At 67.1% G+C, this 20,739-nt stretch carries 19 protein-coding genes; 11 read left to right on the top strand and 8 right to left on the bottom strand.

The genetic code is table 11. The features are described 5' to 3' along the window. Positions 1-7: 7 nt before the first annotated feature. The 3 genes from ACU0B3_RS09565 to ACU0B3_RS09555 form a co-directional block, all read right to left on the bottom strand. The gene (locus ACU0B3_RS09565) at positions 8-886 is read right to left on the bottom strand and encodes a DMT family transporter (protein ID WP_446260626.1); all 879 of its coding nucleotides are present in this window, start codon (positions 884-886) and stop codon (positions 8-10) included. Beyond that, entirely contained in the window at positions 870-3,119 is a 2,250-nt protein-coding gene (locus ACU0B3_RS09560; protein WP_446260625.1) for a PIG-L family deacetylase, read from the bottom strand. Before ACU0B3_RS09560 ends, ACU0B3_RS09565 begins: the two co-directional genes overlap by 17 nt. A 101-nt stretch (positions 3,120-3,220) precedes the next feature. After that, positions 3,221-4,396 carry an ROK family transcriptional regulator gene (locus tag ACU0B3_RS09555; RefSeq protein ID WP_446260624.1) on the bottom strand — a complete coding sequence of 392 codons (1,176 nt, stop codon included), beginning with the start codon at positions 4,394-4,396 and terminating at the stop codon, positions 3,221-3,223. 123 nt (positions 4,397-4,519) lie between these two features. Between ACU0B3_RS09555 and ACU0B3_RS09550 the strand changes: the two genes are divergently transcribed. The 8 genes from ACU0B3_RS09550 to ACU0B3_RS09515 all read left to right on the top strand — a co-directional run bounded on the left by ACU0B3_RS09550 (position 4,520) and on the right by ACU0B3_RS09515 (position 13,402). Next, positions 4,520-5,779 (top strand): extracellular solute-binding protein, encoded by a 1,260-nt coding sequence (locus ACU0B3_RS09550; RefSeq protein WP_446260623.1) that lies wholly within the window; start codon positions 4,520-4,522, stop codon positions 5,777-5,779. Positions 5,780-5,862: 83 nt separating this feature from the next. Then, positions 5,863-6,759 (top strand): carbohydrate ABC transporter permease, encoded by an 897-nt coding sequence (locus ACU0B3_RS09545; protein WP_446260622.1) that lies wholly within the window; start codon positions 5,863-5,865, stop codon positions 6,757-6,759. Positions 6,760-6,827: 68 nt separating this feature from the next. Further along, on the top strand, positions 6,828-7,631 hold the full coding sequence (locus ACU0B3_RS09540; protein WP_446260638.1) for a carbohydrate ABC transporter permease: 804 nt from the start codon (positions 6,828-6,830) through the stop codon (positions 7,629-7,631). 214 nt (positions 7,632-7,845) lie between these two features. Continuing rightward, the gene (gene argH, locus ACU0B3_RS09535; RefSeq protein ID WP_446260621.1) at positions 7,846-9,330 is read left to right on the top strand and encodes an argininosuccinate lyase; all 1,485 of its coding nucleotides are present in this window, start codon (positions 7,846-7,848) and stop codon (positions 9,328-9,330) included. A 3-nt stretch (positions 9,331-9,333) separates the two neighbouring features. After that, positions 9,334-10,392, top strand: coding sequence for an ABC transporter ATP-binding protein (locus tag ACU0B3_RS09530; RefSeq protein ID WP_446260620.1), 1,059 nt, complete (start codon positions 9,334-9,336; stop codon positions 10,390-10,392). Next, positions 10,389-11,300: a carbohydrate kinase family protein gene (locus ACU0B3_RS09525; RefSeq protein ID WP_446260619.1), complete on the top strand. Its 912-nt coding sequence runs from the start codon at positions 10,389-10,391 to the stop codon at positions 11,298-11,300. Before ACU0B3_RS09530 ends, ACU0B3_RS09525 begins: the two co-directional genes overlap by 4 nt. Then, the gene (locus ACU0B3_RS09520) at positions 11,297-12,298 is read left to right on the top strand and encodes an SIS domain-containing protein (RefSeq protein WP_446260618.1); all 1,002 of its coding nucleotides are present in this window, start codon (positions 11,297-11,299) and stop codon (positions 12,296-12,298) included. The genes ACU0B3_RS09525 and ACU0B3_RS09520 overlap by 4 nt, the downstream gene beginning before the upstream one ends. A gap of 279 nt (positions 12,299-12,577) precedes the next feature. After that, positions 12,578-13,402, top strand: coding sequence for a DUF4198 domain-containing protein (locus ACU0B3_RS09515; RefSeq protein WP_446260617.1), 825 nt, complete (start codon positions 12,578-12,580; stop codon positions 13,400-13,402). Here ACU0B3_RS09515 and gspD read toward each other — a convergent pair. From gspD to gspG, 5 genes are read right to left on the bottom strand one after another with little or no spacing between them, the layout of a single operon-like run. Further along, positions 13,396-15,315 (bottom strand): type II secretion system secretin GspD, encoded by a 1,920-nt coding sequence (gene gspD, locus ACU0B3_RS09510; protein ID WP_446260616.1) that lies wholly within the window; start codon positions 15,313-15,315, stop codon positions 13,396-13,398. The genes ACU0B3_RS09515 and gspD overlap by 7 nt on opposite strands. A 16-nt stretch (positions 15,316-15,331) precedes the next feature. Next, entirely contained in the window at positions 15,332-16,222 is an 891-nt protein-coding gene (locus tag ACU0B3_RS09505; protein ID WP_446260615.1) for a type II secretion system protein N, read from the bottom strand. Continuing rightward, positions 16,219-16,620: a type II secretion system protein gene (locus ACU0B3_RS09500; protein ID WP_446260614.1), complete on the bottom strand. Its 402-nt coding sequence runs from the start codon at positions 16,618-16,620 to the stop codon at positions 16,219-16,221. Before ACU0B3_RS09500 ends, ACU0B3_RS09505 begins: the two co-directional genes overlap by 4 nt. Continuing rightward, positions 16,610-17,137, bottom strand: coding sequence for a pilus assembly FimT family protein (locus ACU0B3_RS09495; RefSeq protein WP_446260613.1), 528 nt, complete (start codon positions 17,135-17,137; stop codon positions 16,610-16,612). The genes ACU0B3_RS09500 and ACU0B3_RS09495 overlap by 11 nt, the downstream gene beginning before the upstream one ends. After that, the gene (gspG, locus tag ACU0B3_RS09490; RefSeq protein WP_446260612.1) at positions 17,094-17,576 is read right to left on the bottom strand and encodes a type II secretion system major pseudopilin GspG; all 483 of its coding nucleotides are present in this window, start codon (positions 17,574-17,576) and stop codon (positions 17,094-17,096) included. The genes ACU0B3_RS09495 and gspG overlap by 44 nt, the downstream gene beginning before the upstream one ends. Here gspG and gspL point away from each other — a divergent pair. From gspL to ACU0B3_RS09475, 3 genes are read left to right on the top strand one after another with little or no spacing between them, the layout of a single operon-like run. After that, positions 17,556-18,782, top strand: a complete 1,227-nt coding sequence (gene gspL / locus ACU0B3_RS09485; protein ID WP_446260611.1) for a type II secretion system protein GspL — start codon at positions 17,556-17,558, stop codon at positions 18,780-18,782. The genes gspG and gspL overlap by 21 nt on opposite strands. Then, positions 18,779-19,240 (top strand): type II secretion system protein GspM, encoded by a 462-nt coding sequence (gene gspM / locus ACU0B3_RS09480; protein WP_446260610.1) that lies wholly within the window; start codon positions 18,779-18,781, stop codon positions 19,238-19,240. The genes gspL and gspM overlap by 4 nt, the downstream gene beginning before the upstream one ends. Beyond that, complete coding sequence (locus ACU0B3_RS09475) at positions 19,237-20,739, top strand: GspE/PulE family protein (RefSeq protein ID WP_446260609.1); 1,503 nt, start codon at positions 19,237-19,239, stop codon at positions 20,737-20,739. The genes gspM and ACU0B3_RS09475 overlap by 4 nt, the downstream gene beginning before the upstream one ends.

Below are 20,739 nucleotides of genomic sequence, written 5' to 3'. Positions count from 1 at the left end.
CAAAGCGTCACCGCGTGCGCGTCGTCCAGACGGCGGCCGCCACGATCAACGCGGCTCCGATCCAGAACGGGACCGTCGGCACTTCGTCGAAAAAGAGGACGCCCGCGACGGTGGAAAAGACCAGCGACAGGTAGCCCAGCACCGACAGGAACGCCGCCTCCGCCCGGTAATGCGCCTGCAGGAAGCAAAACTGCGCCGCCTGTGCACACAGGCCGATGGCGAGCAGTGGCCACAGGTCCCCGTCCGCGATCGGCGTCCAGCCCGCCAGTGCAAAGGGCGCCGTCAGCAGCGTCAGACCCGCGGTGTAAAACGTCATCATCACCACGACCGGCGTGCCTGACAGCTGCCGCGTCAGGATGATGGCCGAGGTGCCGAACAGCACCGTGGCAAAGGCCGCCGGGATCCCCCAGTTGAACGCAACCGCCCCGGGTTCCACCGCGATGAGGATCCCCGCAAACGCCAGCGCCGCCGCGAACCACCGCTGGCGCGGCACGGCCTCCTTGAGGATGATCAGCACCAGCACCATCGTCACGACCGGCCGCGTGAAACTGATCGCCGTGAACAGCGCGAACGGCATCCGGGCGATGGCAAAGAACCCGAACGTCAGTGCAAGCGTCGAAAAGACGATCCGCAAGCCGTGCAACCTGAGGTGCGTCAGACCCTGAAATGCCGCCCGGCCACGCCAGATGAAGGGCGCCATCAGCACCAGCCCGGTGAGCGCGCGCAGGAACACCAGCTGCACCGCCGGATAGCCCAGCCCCAGCGCCTTGACGATGCCGAGGGCAAAGATGTTGAGGCTCATATCCGCCAGCAGCCACGCCCCGCCCGACAGGTTGCGCGGCGGGGTCTGTGTCGTCGGTCGGGGAGGCTCAGTCGCGCGGGGCAAGCAGGTTGGCCATCAGCCGGTACGCGCCTTGAACGCCCTGCGCCATCTGGTGATGCAGGATCAGCGCGCAGTGCACATGCCGACCCTTGCCGATATCCGCGACCAGCAGCGCGCCGTCGTGCGGCTCTTCATCCGGGTCGGCCATGCGCAAAAGCGGCGTGTAGGCGGCATCCCAGGACTTGGCAAAGTAGAGCCCACGCTCCTTATGCCAGCCTTCCCAGTTGCCCGGGCCGATTAAGTTGGGCTGAGATAGAGCCGCGTGTTGCGCCAAATGTGTGACGTCTGCGTTTTCATCCGTGACCCGCCAGCGCAGCGACGGCATCCCGATCTCCAGCCGTTTCGGCGGGATGGTGTCCGGGTCCCAATTGTCCCACGGACGGTGGTAAAGCGTGACCAGCGTGCCGCCGTTTTCCGTCCAGTGGTGCAGCCGCGGCATCGCCTCTGCCAGCCCGGCGCGGAACTTCACCGCAAAGATCCCGACCAACAAGCTGTCGAACTTTGCCAAGGCCGCGTCCGAGCCAAGCGCCGCGTCATCAATCTCCGTGATGTTGAACCCGGCGCGGCGCAGCCAGTGACAGGCGTTGTCGTTGCCGCCCCCGATATACCCGATCTTTGCTTGTGGGAGCGCGCAGTCGATCACATCCACCCGCAGCTCGGCCGGTGTTGACAGCGCCCGCGGCGCCGTGTGCGGCGCGGTGATGTGCTCCCACGTCACAGCCGGCGCGCCGTCCAACGTCAGTGGCAGCGTGTAGGCGCCCGGCGCAATGTCGTCGGGGAGTGTGATCCGAAAACCAGTCTCTGTTTCGGCTGAAATCCAACCATCTGGCAGCTCAATCGAGGGCTTTGCACCCTCTGGGGCAATCTGCCCAAGCGCAATTTCGACCTCCCTGCGCGTGCTTTGCAGGTTCACGACATCGCGGCCCGGTGCCAGCGCGGCGCGCCGCTCCGGCGCGACAAGCAGCGGCACCTCAAACGGGTGGTGCGTGGTGCTGGTCACCCCATGCGCTGTGAGTGACACCGCCACACGCGGAGCCGCCGGGCGGTCCGGCAGATAGGTGTGCGGCATCGGATCGCTCGGCGCGGCAGAGCTGGCGCGCAAGGTTGTCCCATCGCTCTCCCACCCGTCGCCCGTCTCCACGGTCAAAACAGGCTCTATATCACCGCAACTCGCCAGTGTGACGTCCGTCACCTCACCCTGACCAAGCACATCACGGCCCAGCGTGGCGTGCACTTCGACCCCTGCTGCGAGCCGCATGGCCGTTGCGGCCTGAGTGATCTTCCGCGCGATCTTGTGCGCGTGCTCCGGGGCAGGACGCGCAGCTTGAAGCAGAGCCAATCCAGCCGCAAGTTCGGCAAGAACAGTCTCGAAATCGGGGAAGGCGCCGCGCGCCGCATCGAAGTGTGCTTGCGCGGGACCGAGGTCGAGGTCGGCGAGCGTTTGCGGCAGCCCCGCGCCGATTTGGTTGTCGGGGCCGGAGACAAAGCTCTGCGCAAGATGCAAGGGTGTATCGCGGCCAGCGCCCGGCGGCTGCCAATGGCCCATGGCCTGCGTGCGGTGAAACGCCCGCGACTGCTGCCCGATCTGCGCGTAGGAAAAGCCGGTGAGCGGATCACGCCCCGCGCTCTCGATCGTCAGGGTCGTGGGTGGCGGCGGTAGGTCGTCGTCGTAGGCGTGACCCGCGCCGGACATGGCGGGCAGGTAGAGTTTCGAAATTTGCCAAGGCGCTTGCCCGGTGTCGAAGGCAGGATCGGCGGCGAGCGTCATCACCTCGTGCGCGGCGGCGGTCATCGCGCGGTGGTGGCCGTGCTGGCCCGGCACATCGAGGAAGGTGGGACAGAGGATGTCGGGCCGTTCGGTGCGCACGACCTCGACAAAGCGGCGCATCGTCCGCTCTTCCCCCCACCGCGCCATGGTGTCGGTGCCGGACTTGGAGAAGCCGAAGTCGGTGATTGGGTCGTCAGGGTCTTCGCTCAGCCAGTAAAGCGCCATGTCGAGGACTTGCGCCGCCCGCTCCATCTCGGCGGTGCGCAACACGCCGAGTGCGGCACCGCTTTGCGTGCCGATGTCGTTCTGGCCGCCCTCGCCGCGGGTTGAGCAGACGTAGCTGAGGTCGATCCCGTCCCGCACGCCGAGGGCGGCGAGCATCGTCGAGTTTTCGTCGTCGGGATGCGCGCCGGAATTCATGAAGGACACAACCGTCTGCAGCTTGGAAAGCGCGCGGTGCAGCGCCACGATACGCGGGCGCAGACGGTGGTTAAGGATGCGGGATTGATCTGAGAGGGGCAAGGATCGGCCTGTGTTAGAGACTGTTTCTGTTAAAGGCGGTTTTGGGGTCAGAGCGGAGTAAAGGCGCGGTTGAGCACAAGCGCCGCCGCGCCAAAGGTCGCCGTCATGCGCCCGGACGTGCCGCATTGCAGGCGCGGGCGGGCATTGTCGGGGCGCTCGGAGACGGATTGCGCGGGCAGGGGGGTGTGCTGGGCGAGATGCGCGAGCACGCAGTCGGGCATGGCGCCGCCGAGGATCACCGTCTGTGGGTCAAAGAGGTTCTCGATCACGCCCATCGCCTGACCGAGGGCGCCGGTGGCGCGGTCGAGCCAGGCCATGAAGTCCGGGTCGCGGGCGGTGTAGAGCGCGGAGAGCGCGTCGATGTCGAGCGGAGCGTCGCGCCCGAGCGCGCGCTGTGCGGAGAGGCGACTGACTTCGCCCTCGAGCGGGCGGGGGCCGTCGGGGGTCATCACAGGCAGCGGGCCAATCTCGCCGGCGTTGCCGAAGGCGCCTTCGACCAATTGGCCGCGGCTGACGAGGCCGAGGCCGAGGCCGGTGCCGAAATAGAGGAAGGCAAAGTCTATCAGGCCCTGTGCTGCTGCAAAGCGTTCAGCCATGGCGGCGGCGTTGGCGTCGTTGGAGACGATGACCGGCCGGCCAAACCCTTCGCTGAAGAGCTGTGCGGCGTCGACGCTCTGCCAGCCCGGCAAGTCCGACGAATAGCCGGAGAGGCCGGTTGCGCCGAAGGGTCCCGGCATCACCAACCCGACGCCGAGCAAGCGCGCGGGATCGACGCCAGCGTCTTCGAGCATCCGGTCGCGCAGGCGAAGCACGCGGGCCTGGACCTGGCCCGGATCAAGGTCGGTCAGAACGCGGCGTTTGGTGGCGCGCGGTTTGCCGGTGAGGTCCACAAGCGCGGTCAAAAGGACGTCCGGGCGGACCTCGATCCCCATGGCAAAGCCGCCGCCCGGGTTTATGCCGTATTGCACCGCGGGCAGGCCGCGGCCGCCGCTTTGCGCGCCTTGCTGGATCAGGAGGCCCTCAGCCTCAAGCTCGGCGATGATGTTGCTGACGGCCTGGGTGGAGAGCCCCAGCTCGCGCGCGACGGCGGCGCGTCCCATCTGTCCTGCGGCTCTGATCAAGCCGAGGACCGCTTGCCGGTTGCGCAGTCGCGAACGGTCGGCATTGGTGCCGGGCCGCGTGTCGGACAGCAGATCGGCAGAGGTGAGGTCGGTCGGCGTCATGCCTCAGGCTTAGCTCAATCGGTTTGATAACTCAACTGACTTGAATATTCAAATCACTTGCCTTAACCCTGAAAGGAATCGGCGGCGGAGAACCGGCGCATTCCAACTGGAGAGGTTCCCTTGATGGCACTGACACGACATTTGAAAGCGCTCGCCTTGGCGGGCACCACCAGCACGATGGCGCTGATCGGCTCTGCCGCATCGGCGGTCGAGATCGAGTACTGGCAGTACTTTTTCGACGCGCGCGTGACCGCGATGGAGACGCTGATCGAGAATTTCGAGGCGGCCAACGACGGCATCACGGTCAAGATGACCCACTTCCCCTATGCCGATTACCGGACCAAGGTCGCGGCCTCGATCCCGGCGGGCGAGGGCCCGGACGTGGTGCAGCTGTTCTACGGCTGGCTCAATGACTATGTCGCCGCCGACCTGATCCAGCCGCTGCCGGCGGACACGTTCCCGGCCTCGATGATCGACGAAGAGTTCTTCCCCATGGTGCAGGCGATGAAGGAGGGCGACCAGTACTGGGCGCTGCCTACCGCCGTGCGCTCGCTGGCGCTCTTCTATAACGAGCGTCTGCTCGATGAGGCCGGTGTCGAGCCGCCCGAGACGATGGACGAGCTGATTGCCGCCGCACAGGCGATGACCAAACGTGACGGCGCGGGCAACCTCACCCAGGTCGGCATGACCGCTGGCATGACGGCGCAGGACCACCATTGGTGGCGCGAGGGCCTGATCCGCCAGTTCGGCGGGGAGCCTTATGTCGATGACTACCGCACGGTGAACTACAATTCCGAGGCCGGCCTCGAGGCGCTGAATTTCTACGCCAGCCTCTTTACCGGCGACGATGCCGTGACCGCGATCGGGTTCATGGACGAGCCGCAAGCTGCCTTTAAAGCCGGACGCGCGGGTTTCCACATCGACGGGTCCTTCCGCATCGGCTCGCTCAACAAGACGCGCGGCCTCAAGTGGGGTGTGACCGAACTGCCGGCGACAGCGGATGGCGAACGCTCGAACTACTCGTCGTACTGGGTGAACGCGATCACCACCAAGGCGGAGGGTGAAAAGTACGACGCCGCGGTCAAGTTCATGCAGTACATCACCTCGGACGAAGCCATGCAGATCTGGCTCGACACCGTGGGCGAGCTGCCGGCGAAACCGTCGGTGGGGATGACTGAAGAGAACGCCAATGATGATACCTTTGGTCCCTTCATCCGCGGACTCGAATACGCCAACACAACCAAGTTCGCCAACGAGTCCGGCCAGCGTCAGCTGATGGTGGAGATGGTCGAGCGCATGACCCTCGAAGGGATGAGCGCCGAAGAGAGCCTCGCCATCGCGGCAGAGGCCGAGCAAGCGATCCTCGACGGGTACTACAAGTAAGTCCCCGACGATCCCAAGTGCAGGCGGCGCGTTCTCCCCTTGGCGCTGCCTGCACGCCCTCCTTGCGAGAGACTTTCCTCCCGATGCAGCTCTACTCCCGCCTGTCCATCCGGCAGAAACAGATCGTCTGGGCCTGGGCCTTCCTCGCCATACCGGTGCTGTTCTATGTCGTGATCCGGTTCTACCCGACGGGCAACGCCTTTCTGATCTCGTTCCAGGAGTGGAACCTGCTCGGGGACCGCACCTGGATCGGGTGGGAGAACTACGTCACCCTCTGGAACGACCCGGTGTTCTGGAAGGTGTTTGTGAACACGTTCGAATACCTGCTGATCGGCACGCCGGTCTCGCTCGTGGTGTCGTTCGTGATCGCCTATCACCTCGACAAGCTGCGGTTCATGCACGGCTTTCTGCGGATGCTCTACTTCCTGCCGTTCATGACCAGCGCGGTGGCGATGGCCTGGGTCTGGCGGTGGTTCTACCAGCCCGTGCCGATTGGGCTATTTAACAACCTGCTCGCAAGTGTCGGCATTCCGCAGATCGAGTTTCTGAACTCTACCACCAACGCGCTGCCCTCGGTGCTGGCGCCCGCGATCTGGGCGGGCCTGGGCTTCCAGGTGATCATCTTTATGGCCGGCCTGCGCGCGATCCCGCAAAGCTATTACGAGGCGGCCAAGATCGACGGCGTCGGCTGGTGGACCGTGCTGACGCAGATCACAATCCCGCTCCTGCGCCCCACGATCATCTTTATCGTGGTGTTCTCGTCCATCGGGTTCCTGCGCATCTTTGACCACGTCTTTAACATGACGACGAACAACCCCGGCGGTCCGCTGAACACGACAAAGCCGCTGGTGCTGATGATCTATGACACGGCGTTCAACGGCTTCAACATGGGGTATTCAGCGGCGCAGACAGTGGTGCTCTTCCTAATCCTGCTGGTGGTCTCGCTGATGCAGCTCTGGCTTTTGAGGTCCGACCGATGACCGCGACCGACATCAAACCCACGGCTGCTGCGGCCCTCGACCGCTCGGCGGTGACGAAGCCCCGCAACATGGGTCAGATCCTCCGCTGGCTGCTGCTCTTTTTCGGCGGGATCCTGATGGTGATGCCCATCGCCTACATGATCTCGACATCGCTGAAGTGGCCGCACGAGGTCTACAACGTCAACCTCATCCCCGAAGAGCCGACGATCGAGAACTACACCTACGTGCTGGAGGATGGCCGGTTCTACCTGTGGTTCATCAACTCGATCATCATCGCGACGATCACCACGATCTCGAACCTCCTTTTTGACAGCCTCGTCGGATACACCCTGTGCAAGTTCCGCTTTCCCGGACGCCAGCTCGTCTTCATCGCGATCCTGTCGACCCTGATGATCCCGACCGAGATGCTGGTGATCCCGTGGTACCTGATGAGCCAGAGCTTCGGCTGGCTCGACAGCTACTGGGGGATCATGTTCCCCGGCCTGATGACCGCCTTCGGCACGTTCCTGATGAAGCAGTTCTTCGAAAGCGTCCCCGACGACTTCATCGAGGCCGCGCGCATCGACGGCCTGAACGAGCTGCAGATCTGGTGGACTGTGGCCATGCCGCTGGTGAAACCCGCGCTCGCCGCCCTCGCGATCTTTGTCTTCCTCGGTAATTGGACCGCCTTCCTCTGGCCGCTGATCGTCACCAACTCCGTCGAGATGTACACGATCCCCGTCGGCCTCTCCGGCTTTGGCGACGAGGCCGACGTCGCCTGGGAGCTCATCATGACCGGCGCCGCCATCTCCACGATCCCCACGCTGGTCGTCTTCCTCATCTTCCAACGCTTCATCATCCGCGGCGTTGTGATGGCGGGGCTAAAGGGGTGATCGGCTGTCCGGCAAAGCCGGCAAAAGGTCCAGTGGACCTTTTGTGCCGATCACGGGCGGAGCCCCGGCAAGGCGCCGGTTCGACACAGTCGGCAAACCGTCCGGCGTACGGTTTGAGGCGCGAACGGGCGGAGCCCCGGCTGTCTCCAGCTTCATCTTCCCAAATAAACTCCCCCCGGAGGGCCGACTTGCCCCAAGCAAGCGGCCAAAAGACATGACGAGCTACGACACCTTCCCCGACCCGACCTACCGCGACACCGTGCTCGCGCCGCTCTTCGACGGGGTCAAAGCGCACTACGCGGCCCACATGGCGGCGCTCAACCAGGCCCACCTGGTGATGCTCTCCGAAACCGATATCCTGACCCCAGACCAGACCCGTCCCCTCGCAAAAGCGCTCACTGAAATCGACGCCGAAGTCGACCTCGACCAGCTCACATATACTGGCGAGCACGAGGATTACTTCTTCCTCGTCGAACACCTCCTGCGCGAAAAACTGGGCGACCTCGGCGGCATGCTCCACACCGCGCGCTCGCGCAACGACATGGACCACACCCTCTTCAAGCTCGCCCTCCGCGCCCGCGCCGGCCAGCTACTCGAAGAAGGCGCCGCCCTCGCCGAGGCGATCGTCGCGAAAGCGAGCGACGAGGCGGACACCCTCATCGTCGCCTACACCCACGGCCAACCGGCCCAGCCCTCAACCTTCGGCCACTACCTCGCTGCAGTTCTCGAAATCCTGCTCAGCGACCTGGAGCGCCTCAGCCAGGCCATGGACAAGCTCGAGGACTGCCCGATGGGCGCGGCGGCCATCACCACCAGCGGCTTTCCCATCGACCGCGCCCGCGTCGCGGACCTGCTCGGCTTCGCCAAACCTCGCCTCAACAGCTACGGCTGCATCGCAGGCGTCGACTACGTCACCGGGCTCTATTCCGCGATCAAGCTCATCTTCCTCCACCTCGGACGCCTCGTGCAGGACTTCGGCCAATGGTCGTCGTTCGAGGTCGGCCAGCTCTACGTGCCCAACGCCTTCGTGCAGATCAGCTCGATCATGCCGCAAAAGCGCAACCCGGTCCCGATCGAGCACATGCGCCACCTCGCCTCCGTCACTGCCGGACGCTGCGACATGCTCGTGAACACGATGCACAACACGCCCTTCACCGACATGAACGACAGCGAGGGCGAAGTGCAGCAAGCCGGATACGCCACTTTCGAGAGCGGCGGACGCATGCTTCGCCTCCTTGCCGCCTTTGTGCCCGCCTGCCAGATCAACGCCAAACGCGTCGCCTCCAACGCCGATGCCGCTTGCGTCACGATCACCGAACTTGCGGACACGCTGGTCAGGGACGAGGGGCTCAGTTTCCGCGCCGCCCACGAAATCGCCGCCGCCACGGCCAAGGACGTCATCGCCCGCGAGGTCCCCCTCTCCGAAGGTTACGCCACCTGCGTCGCAACCTTCGAAGCACAGACTGGCAAAGCACCAACCCTCACGGAGGCAGGTTTTGCAGAGGCCGTCTCCATGCGCGCCTTCGTCACCCGCCGCAACCGCCCCGGCGGACCGGCTCCACAAGCGCTCGCAGACGCGCTCGACACCTACACGCAGGCGCTGGCGGACCTCCGCGCCGCCCACGCCGCGCGCACCACACGCCACGCCCAAGCCGAGACCGCCCGCGCCGCGGCCTTTGCCCGCCTGATGGAGGCTTAACCCATGGCCAACCTCTCCCTCACGAACCTGACCAAAGCCTACGGCCAGACCGAAGTGCTGCACGGTATCAACCTCGAAGTCGCAGACGGCGAGTTCGTCGTCTTTGTCGGCCCCTCGGGATGCGGCAAGTCCACGACCCTCCGCATGATCGCCGGCCTCGAGGAAGTCACCAGCGGCGAGGTCGTCATCGGCAGCCGCGTGGTCAACAACCTCGAGCCGAAAGAGCGGGACATCGCGATGGTGTTCCAGAACTACGCGATCTACCCGCACATGTCGGTCAAGAAAAACATCGCCTTCGGCCTGCGCTCCTCGAAACTGCCCAAGGCCCAGAAAGAGGCGCGCATCGCCGAGGTCGCCGGCATCCTCGACATGACGCACCTTCTCGACCGCAAACCGGCGCAGCTCTCGGGCGGTCAGCGCCAGCGTGTCGCCATCGGGCGGGCGATGGTGCGCGACCCGGCGGTCTTCCTCTTCGACGAGCCGCTCTCGAACCTCGACGCGCAGCTGCGCACCCAGATGCGGCTCGAGATCAAGAAACTGCACCAGCGCGTCGGCAATACGATCATCTTCGTGACTCACGACCAGGTCGAGGCCATGACCATGGCCGACCGCATCGTTATCATGAAAGACGGCCACATCCAGCAGGTCGGCACCCCGGCGGAGGTCTACCATTCCCCCGCCAACGCCTTCGTCGCGCAATTCATCGGCGCCCCGTCGATGAACATGCTCGCCGGCAAGCTGGGGGAGGGGGGCGTGACGCTCAGCTCCGGCGACGTCGTCAAAGCCCCGCAAAAGGCTGCCACTGCCCAGGAAGTCCTCCTTGGCATCCGCCCCGACGACCTGACCCTCGGCACGACTGGCGCCGCACAGATCAAAGGCACCGTGACCGTCCGCGAGCCCCTCGGCGCCGAGACCCTGATCTACGTCGACACGCCCGCGGGCGAAGTCATCGCCAAGGCCGACGGACGCACGCCGCCCGAGCTCGGCGCGCTGGTCACGCTCTCGGCGGACCCCGCGACCCTGCACGTCTTCGACGCACAAAGCGGCGCGGTCCTGTCGTGAGCTCCGGCCCGCACAGCTCGGGTCCCGCCGTCCTCTGCGCCGGGCGGCTCTACTGCGACCTGATCTTCACCGGCCTCGCGCATCTCGCCAAACCGGGGGAGGAGGTGTTTGCCGACGGCCTCGCCCTGCACGCAGGCGGCGGCGCCTTCATCACAGCCGCCACGATCAGCGCCATCGGCGGACGCGCGGCGCTCGTCGCAACAAGGCCGGGTGATCCGTTCGACCAGCTGGTGATGTCCGAAGTCGCCGCCGCCGGGGTCGAGACCGAGCTCTGCATGCCCGCGCCCGGACCCCACGCGCCCCAGATCACCGTCGCCTCCGTGCTGAACGAGGACCGTGCATTCCTCACCCACGCCTCCGGCCCCGCCGTGCCCGACGTCGGTTGGCCCGGGCCCTGGACGCATCTCCACATCGGCGAGCTGCGCACCGCGGTCGAGGCGCCATGGCTCATCGACCAGGCACGCAAGCAAGGCATGACGATCTCCCTCGATTGCGGCTGGGACGACGCGCTGATCCACCACGGCAGCACGCACGCGGCGCTGATCGGACGCGTGGACGTCTTCCTGCCCAACGCACGCGAATACGCCGCGCTGACGGCCTCCGGCCTGCCGGACACGGCTGCCGACGTGACCGTGGTCAAATCCGGCCCCGACGGCGCGCGCGCCTTTGCCCGGCAGGACGACGCAGGCTGGCGGACACATCCCGCACTGCCCACCGAAGTGGTTGACACGACCGGGGCAGGGGACGCCTTCAACGGCGGATTCCTCGTGCCTTGGCTGCAAGGCGCCACGATCGATGATTGCCTCGCCTCCGGCGTGCGCTGCGGCGCCGCGGCGGTGTCGCAAATCGGCGGCGCCGAAGGGCTCTCCGTCCTGCGGTCCACCCCCGCGCACGAGGCCGCCGAATGAGCCGGTCCGTCACCCACATGCGGCGCGAGATCGACGAGATCCCCGCCGCCGCCGCCCGCCTCGGCACGCCCGAGGCGCAAGACCGGATCAAGGAGGTCGCGGCCCGGCTCCGCGCCGAGGATCCCCGCGCCATCGTGACCATCGCCCGCGGCTCGTCCGACCACGCCGCCACCTGCCTCAAATACGCGTTCGAGCTGGTCGCCGGCGTGCCCGTCGCCTCCATGGGACCGGCCATCGCCTCGATCTACGCAGCCTCCATGCGCTTCGACCGGGTCGCCGCCCTCGGCCTCAGCCAGTCGGGACAGAGCGCGGACCTCGTGCACATGATGCAGACCGCCGCGGCAGGCGGTGCGCATTGCATCACGCTGACAAACCACCCCGCAAGCCCGCTCGCCGCGGCAGGGACCGACGTGCTCGACATTCTTGCGGGACCGGAGAACGCCGTCGCCGCCACCAAAAGCTACACCAACACCGCCCTCGCCGGGCTCTGGCTCGCCGCCCACTGGCGCGAAAACGCCGAGCTGATCGCGGCCCTCCACGCGCTCCCGGACCGCCTGCACGCCGCGCTCGACGCGCCCGTGCAGCGCCTCGCGGATGCGCTGGTGGGGATCGACCGGATGGTGGTGCTCGGCCGAGGCCCGACGCTCGGCATCGCAAACGAAGTCGCGCTCAAGGCGATGGAGGTCTGCACGATCCCCGCCATGGCCTATTCCAGCGCCGAAGTCCTGCACGGCCCCTCGGCGGTGCTCAAACACGGCTACCCGATCCTCGCCGTGCACGGCACCGCCGGCGCCGGCATGACCACGACACTCGACATCCTCAAAGGCCAGGGCGCCAACATCCTCCCCAACCCCCAAGGCCCCGCACCCGCGCACGCCGCGCTCCCCGCCCTCGAACGCCTGATCCCCCTCTACGGCGCCCTCGAAACCGTCTCCCGCCGCCGCGGCCTCAACCCCGACAAACCGCTCGGCTTGGCCAAGGAGACGAACACGGTTTGAGGTCCAGCGCCAGCGCTTGATCTGGCGATGCAAGCGAGACTGCTGGTCGCAGATCACTGGCTGCGGATTCCAGGGGGAAAAAGACAGTGTCGCCCTGTGTGACACGCCACATCCTCGCGCGCTGAGACCCGGTTGAGTCTCAGCGGTTCGTGCGGGACCGCCTCAAGAGCAAAACCGGTAAGACAGACCCCACTCTTCGAGCCGATCTCGCACTGCGTTTGCGAAACTTTTCCGGGCTGGGTTCCGTTGCTTTTGCAGGTGATCCGAGGAGGGCGATCGATGCGCATGTTTTCACTGACGGCAGCGCTGTGCGCGGCATGTCTGGCAACGCCCGCGCGGGCGCATGAGGTCTGGCTGGAGCTTTCCGGCTGGACACTGGCACCGCAGGAGAGCTTTTCCGCACGCCTCATCAACGGCCATGACTTCGAGGGCGTCGAGTTGCCGTGGAACCCACGGTCTGTGCGGCGCGCCGAGATGTGGCACGGGGCGGACGGGTTTCGACTGGTTGGCCGTCCCGGCGACCGCCCGGCGATCGAGACCAAGGCAGGCCCCGAGGGCCTTCTCACGCTGGTCTACGCGCCGACCTACAACACCATCGTCTATGACACGTTCGAAAAGTTCGCGGGTTTTGCCGAAAGCAAGGGCCAGCTGGACGCCGTCGCGGCGCACCGCAGTGAAGGACTGCCCGAGGAGAGAATCCGCGAGACCTACGCCCGGTTCGTCAAGGCGCTTGCGGCTGTCGGCGACGGTGCGGGCGCGGACCGCGCCTACGGGTTCGAGCTCGAAATCGTGGCGCTCGACAACCCCTACACGGCCGATCCCGGCGCGCCTTTGCGGTTCCAGCTGCTCTACCGCGAGGCGCCTCTGGCCGGCAATCAGGTGATGCTGCTCACCCGGGACGCGGAGGGGACCGTGCGCAAGACGTTGCAGCAGTCGGACGCAAACGGCACCGTGTCCTTCGCGCCCGAACGGGGCAGCGTGCACCTGGTCGACAGCGTCATCCTGCGCAAGCCCGCGCCGGAGCTGGCCGCGCGCGCGAGAGACGCGGTGTGGGAATCGCTCTGGGCGTCGCTGACATTCGGGGCGCCCGGGCAGGCTCAGTAGAGCCCGTTGATCTCGAGCGGCAGCCGGTTGACCTTGCGCTCCTTGAGCAGGCTGCGAGGCGGTTCGGCGGCGTCCGCCTTGCGCACCCGCTGAAACTGCCGCTCCGCCACCGCCTGCGCCTTGGCCGAGCTGTCGATCACGGTGGGGCGCAGGAACACAAAGAGCGTGCGGCGCGTGCGATCCTTGGAACGGGACCGGAAAAGCGATCCGATGAGGGGTGCATCGCCCAGGCCGGGGACCTTGCCCGAGACAGAGCGCGTGTCGTCGGTGATGAGCCCGCCCAACACCACAGTGCCACCGTCCTGCGCCTGCACGGTCGTTTCGATCACGCGGCGGTTGGTGATCAGGTCGGCGGCGCCATCGACATTGGCGTTCACGAGGCTCGACACTTCCTGCGCGATGTCGAGGCGCACCACGCCGTTGGCGGTGACGCGCGGCAGGACCTGCATGGTAATGCCCACGTCGCGCCGCTCGATCGTGGTAAAGGGTGTCGCGGTGTTGCCGTCCGTGGAGAACTCTCCGGTGCGGAATGGCACGTTCTGGCCCACGACGATGGTGGCCGCCTTGTTGTCGGTAGTCGTGATCGAGGGGGTCGACAGAAGGTTGGCCCGCGTCGACTGCGAGAGGGCCTGGACGAGGATGCCGAAATTGTCCGCGCCCGCGCCGATCGTCAGGCCGCTCGCCAGGCCCGAGGCTTGCGTGACGCCAAGCGCGCTCAGCACGTTGCCGAGCGAGGCGCCCCCGTTCGAGAAATTGGTGCCCGCAAACGCGCCTGACGGGATGTTGGCCCCGAGGCCAAGCTGGGTGCCGAGCCGTTCGGCTAGGTCCCCCGACACTTCGACGATGGCCGCCTCGATCATCACCTGGCGGGGCCGCCTGTCGAGCGCCGCGATCAGGCTGGAGGCTTCGTGGATCTGCTGCTCGGTGCCGCGGATGACGATGGCGTTGGTCTCGGTCGACGCCTGGACGGTCACCTCCGGGGCGGGGCCCGTCGGCTGCGGCGTCTCGCCGTCGACGTCCTGAGCCACCGGATTGACGATGTCCGCGCCGCCGAGCAGCGTGTTGGCCACGATCTCGGCCACGACTTCGGCGTCCGAGTACTTGAGCGCGTAGATATGCGTCCGCTTGCGCGCTTGCGGGTTGGTGCGCGGCGCAAAGTCGAGATCGCGCGCCAGTTGGCGGATCTGGCTGATGTCGCGCTCGGTGCCGCGCACCAGCAGCACGTTCGAGCCGGTGTCGACCGAGATGCGCGCGCCGGTACCGGAGGTGCCGAGCACTTCGTTCAGGGCAGTCAGGACGGTGGAGGCTTCGGCGAAGGTGAACCGGATGACCTCGGTGCGCTGGTTCTCGGGCGTGTCGAACGTGCGCGCGATGTTGACGATCCTGTCGACGTTGGCCTGAGTGTCGGTGATGATGATCGCGTTGGGATCGCTCACCGCCTCGATATAGCCGTTGCTCGCCACCAGCGGGCGCAGCACGCGCACGGCCTCTTCCGATGGCAGCCGGTCGAGCGGAACCAGCTTCGTGATCACGTCCTGGTCGCCCGCACGCCCGCCCGGCGGGATCGTGCCGCCCCGCGCGACCGACTGGTCTTCGGGCACGACTTCCCAGACGACGCCGCTTTCGACGGCGACGAAGCCCCGCACGCGCAGCATCGACTGGAAGAGCGACCAGACCCCGGCCTGCGTCAGCGGGTTGGACGAGATGACGGTGACCTCGCCCGAAAGCCCGGGGCTGATGATCAGCGTGCGCGACGTGATCTCCGAGACCTGCTCGGCCAGGATCGAGATGTCGGCGTTGCGCAGGTTCACGGTGAACTCGGCGTCGGTGTCGTCGAGCATCACGCCCTGCGCCAAGGCGGCAACCGCCGTGAGCCACGATACAAGCGCCGACGCGCAAATCAGTCTGAACATGGGCCTGCTCTCGCCTCTACCTCAGTGGGAAGGTCAGCAAGATGGCCTTACCGTCCCTGACAACTTCGAGCCGCGCAATGCCTGCCGCAGCAACCTCGTCGTATAGTTCGCGGTCGCGCGCCAAATCGCCCACGGCCTGCCCGTTGAGTGTTGTTATCACATCACCCGGCCGTAACCCAGCCAAAGTCACGCCGATGTTGGGGTCTTCTTTGACCCGGTAGCCGTTTTCGACCAATTCGACGCCAACGGTGTCCATCGCGGCTTGCGGGTTCTGCGCGATCCGGTCGCGCCAGAGGTCGATGTATTCTTCGGTTGTCTCGGGTGGGGGCACGTCGCGCAGGTCGATAGAGCCCTGGCCCGGCACGATGGCAGCGGCGAGCCGTGCAAAGGGATCGCTGGGTGCCTCCGGCGCGGCGTCCTCACTTGCACTCTCGCCCGCAGGCGCCTCGGTGCCGTCGATCAGGCCGTCGAAACCGACGATCCGCAGCCTGTCGTCGAGGCGCAGGGTGATCGTGTCGGCGTTGATCGCAACCAGCTCGGCCGGCCCGACGGTGTCGCCCACGCGGTAGGTCGCCGTCACGCCCTCCGCCGACACGAAGGCGCGCGACTGTGTCGGGTCTCCGTCGAGAAGAACGCCGCGCAACACCACGTTGAGCGTGGCGGAACCTGACGTGGTACGCTCCGGCGGCGCGCTCGGAGCCTCGCCGAAGGGCGCAAAGCGCGCGATGGCCGCAAGGTCCCACGGCTCGGGCGCGGCCGCTGCCTCGGACGGCGCAGGCACCGCGCGCGGCACAGCGGCTGTGTGACCTTGCAGGTGCCACCAGGCTTGCGCCCCGGCCAGGACAAGCGAGGCGATGGCGATCAGCGCCACGGCACAGGTCAGCGCCCAGAGGCGCCCGGCCGTCATTGCAACGCTCCGGCGCGGCCGGCGGGCATGTAGCCGGTCAGGCTGGCGATGCTGTCCGAGGCGTCCGTGCCGAAGGGCGCCACGTTGGCCGTGACCGCCTCGAGCCCCGTGCCTTCGAGCGCGCGCACGCGCATGTCGACGGACCAGTCGATGTCATAGGCCCGCGTCCAGTCAGGCTCGCGCGCGAGGCCCAGCCGCGCGGCGTCGAGCGCGTTTTCGGCAACCCAGCGCGCCACGATGCGATCCGACAGGCCGCCGACGCCCGCGGCGTGCCGCTCGACCCCGATCAGCAGCGTCACGGACCCGACCGCGAGGACGGTCAAGGCCACCAGCGTCTCGATCAGCGTGAAGCCGGCCTCGGAGGCGCGCACCGCGGTCATGTCACGCTCACGTTCCATCGCTGCCCGCGCGCGCCGTTGCGCCGTCAAAGCGGACCTCGCGCGCCAGGGCGCCGTCGCGCAGCGTCACCGCCTCGATGGCACCGCCCCGCGGGATCAGCGAGGGCAGGATGTGCATCTCCCCGTTGCGCGCGCTCTCCGCACCGGTCAGCTGCATCCCGGTTTCAAGCGCGTGCGGCGTGGATAGAGGCGGCTCGGGCGCGGCGCGCCAACCTTCGGGTCCCCAGACCTCGAACCGATACGCCTCGCGCGTCCAGGCAAGGCGGTGCGCGGCACCAGAAACAAGGCTCTTCTCGGCGGCGAGGTTGATCCGGGCGGCCAAGAGGTCGGCCTCCTGCTCGAGATCGCGTGTGCTGGGACCGCCCGGCAGAGCGTAGCCGACCACACCCGCCCCGACCGCGATCAGCGCCAGCACGACCAGCACTTCGATCAGGGTGACGCCTGCGTCCGCGCGGCGCTGCGAGAGCTGCGCGTCACCCACCGCTGGCGCGCGCCATGGCGAGCGAGATGTCGGCATTCACGCCGTCTCCGCCCGGCACGCCATCCGCGCCGAGGCTGACCAGGTCGAAATTACCGTCCTGCCCGGGAGAGCGGTAGACGTAGTCGCCGCCCCAGGGATCGCGCGGCATCGCCACAAGGTATCCGTCCGCCGGCCACGTGCGCGGCGCGGGCGGCACCGTGGGCCGTTCGACGAGCGCGCTCAATCCTTGAGCCGTCGTGGGATAGACGCGGTTGTCGAGCCGGTAGAGCTCGAGCGCGCCGGCGATCGACCGCAGGTCTGTCTTGGCGATGGTCACGCGCGCCTCGTCCGGGCGTCCGATCACGTTCGGCACGATCATCGCGGCCACGGCGGCGATGATCACCAACACCACCATCATCTCGATCAGCGTCACGCCGGCGTCGCGGCTCCTGCGGCCTCGACGGCGCCGGCGGATATGTCTGTTGGATTTGACCATGGTGAAACTATTCCCCACTCTGCGCGTGTGTCCAATGCAACCACAGCATCACGGCGGACAAAAGGCACCTCATGTTTAGCACGAAATGACCCGGTGAAAAGCGAAAAAACGGAAGAATTTCAAGGTTCTAACGCCGTTTCCGGCACCCGGGAAGCGGCGTGGATACCTGTGCTCTTCACCCATCTCGTGCCGCCCGGGTGGGCGCAGCAGATACACGTCGTGCCCGCCGAAAAAGTGCATCTGCATCTCGTCACCCTTCCGATCCGGTCGGCGCGGCAGCGTCTGGCTGCGCTCCCGTTTGCGCTCGAGGACCACGTGGCACAAAGCCTCGATGCGGTGCATTGCGCCGCGTGCGGTACAGGCGCCGCCGGGGAGGTGCTCGCCGCCACGGTAGAGCGCTCCGAAATCGAAGCGGCAGTGGCCGCACATCCCGGCAAGATGCTCGTGCCCGAGCAACTTCTGTTGCCGGCGCCCGCGTCGCAGGAAGATGGCGCGGTGACGTGGCACAGCTACAGGCAAGAGGATCGGGTCCTCGTGCGCAGCTCCGATCTGACGGGGTTTGCGTGTCATACCGAGATGTTCGAGGTGTTGTGGCGTCAGGCGGGACAGCCGCTCATCCTCAATGTGGGTGCGCCTCTGGACGGTGATCTTCCGGTCGCCGAACGGCGCGAGCTTGTGCTCGCCGACACCGCCGCGCTCGCCGCAGCCGATCTGCGTCAGGGTGCGTTTCAGCCGTCGCGGGGGCTGGCGCGCCCGCTCAAGTGGCTCGCGGCTTCGCTGGCGATGGCCGCGCTTGTGCATCTTGCACTGCTGGCCGTGGACACCTCGGCGCAGCGCGCGATTGCCGATGACCTGCGTGTCGAGGCAGACGCGGCACTGGCGGGCGTGCTGCCAGGAGCCTCTGCCGACGACGCGCCGGACCTGGTGTTGCGCCGTGTTGCCGCGCGCACCGTGCCGCAGACGGGCTCAGGCTTCCTGCCGGTGATGGAGCAAGTGTCTCGCGCGCTCGCCGACGGCGCGGCGCAGGTGTCGTTCCGCGACCTGGCCTGGACCGAGGACGCGCTCCGTCTGACGGTGGAGGCGCCGGGCCTCGAAGCGCTGCAGGCCGCGCAGGCCACGCTGGAATCGTCGGGACTCGCGGTGTCGTCCGGCTCTGCCACCGCAAGTGACGGATCGGCCCGGGCCGACCTGACGGTGCGGCCATGAGCGTACTGGCCCGCCTCAACCCGCGCGAGCGCCTGCTCGTCATCGGGGGCGGTGCCGCGCTGGCCGTCCTGGCGCTCTGGACCTACGCCTGGCAGCCGCTGATGGCCGAGCGCAGCGCGCAGGCGGACCGGATCGCGCGGTATCTTGCCATCGCCGACATCGCGCGGCAGGCCGAAACCGGCGCGCAGCCGCAGCCTGTGCGCCCGGCGGTGGCCTCCGAACCGCTCGCGCCGCGGGTGACGCAGAGTGCGCGCGAGGCCGGCATCGCGCTCGCCCGCCTCGACCCGGACGGCGCGCGCCTGCGGGTCACGGTAACACGCACGCCGTATATCGTCTTGATGGACTGGATCGGAACGCTCGAGACCGAGCGGAACCTGCGGCTCGTGATGGTCGAGATGGCCCGCGTGACAGAGCCGGGCGCGGTCTCGGCCCGGCTTGTTCTGGAGGATGCAGGATGAGCGGCGTTGCACGGCTCAGCTACGGGTTCGCCAAGGCGCATGGTGTCCTTCTGGCGCAGGACGAGGCGGATGCGGCAGCCGTGTGCCGGCACCTGCCGGACGCCCCGGTGGAGGCGATGATCGAGGCGCAGAGGATCGCCGGCGCCCTGATCGCCTTCGAACCCGTCGACGCCGCGACTTTTGACGCGGCGCTCTCGGCCGCCTACCGCGACAGCGCCACCGAAGCCGCGCAGATGGCGGACGAGGACGAGGGCGATCTGTCCGCGCTTGCCGAAACCGCGGCCTCGGTTGACGACCTGCTCGATCAAAAGAACGACGCGCCCGTCGTGCGGCTGATCAACGCGCTCCTCCTGGAGGCGATCAAGGACGGCGCGTCGGACATCCATATCGAGGTCGAGGAAAAGCGGCTCGTCGTGCGGTTCCGTGTCGATGGCGTGCTGCGGGACGTGCTCGAGCCGCGCCGGGCGCTGGCTGCGCAGCTGACCAGCAGGCTCAAGGTGATGGGCAAGCTCGACATCGCCGAAAAGCGTCTGCCGCAGGACGGGCGTGTCAGCCTGCGCGTCGGCAGCTACGACCTCGATGTGCGCATCTCCACGCTGCCCTCGCAATTTGGCGAGCGCGTGGTGCTGCGCCTTCTGGACCGGGGCCAGACCCAGCGCGGGATCGGCCATCTGGGGATGTCCGAACGTGATGCAGCCGCCTTCCAGGAGATCGTCACCGCGCCCGAGGGTCTGGTGCTGGTCACCGGACCGACCGGGTCGGGCAAGACGACGTCGCTCTACGCCGCGCTTGGCGCGCTCAACGACCGTCAGCGGAACATCCTGACCGTCGAGGACCCGATCGAGTATTCGATGGACGGCGTGGGCCAGATCCAGGTCAATGCGCGCACCGACATGACCTTTGCCCGCGGCCTGCGCGCGATACTGCGCCAAGACCCTGACGTCATCATGGTCGGTGAGATCCGCGACGGAGAGACGGCCAAGATCGCCGTGGAAAGCGCGATGACCGGGCACCTGGTGCTCTCGACGCTGCACACCAACACCGCCATCGGAGCGGTCTCGCGCCTGATCGACATGGGGGTCGAACGGTTCCTCTTGGCGCCCATGGTGCGCGGGCTGGTGGCGCAACGCCTCGTGCGGCAGCTCTGTCCGGAGTGCCGCGCGCCCCACGCCGTGACCGAGGCAGAGGCGGCGCTGCTCTCGGGCGCGCTTGCGCCGGGTGCGGAGGTTTTTGCGCCGGAAGGCTGCGAGGCGTGTGGCGGCACAGGCTATCGCGGACGCCTGCCGATCTACGAGATCGTCACGCCGACGTCGCGGCTCGAGACGATGATCCACGAAGGCGCCTCCGAGGCCGAGATGATTGCCGAGGCACGCAAGACGAGCCCCGGTATTGTGCAGGACGGCGCCGACAAGGTGCGCCGCGGCCTCACGTCGGTTGCCGAAGTCGCCCGCGCGGTGCGCGACGACGTCACCGCCGACGTGATCGCCGAGGCGCGCTGA

The sequence above is a fragment of the Pseudaestuariivita sp. genome (genome assembly GCF_052825805.1).
The sequence above is the reverse complement of the archived record's forward strand: the minus strand, read 5'-3'. Positions and strand labels throughout refer to the sequence as shown.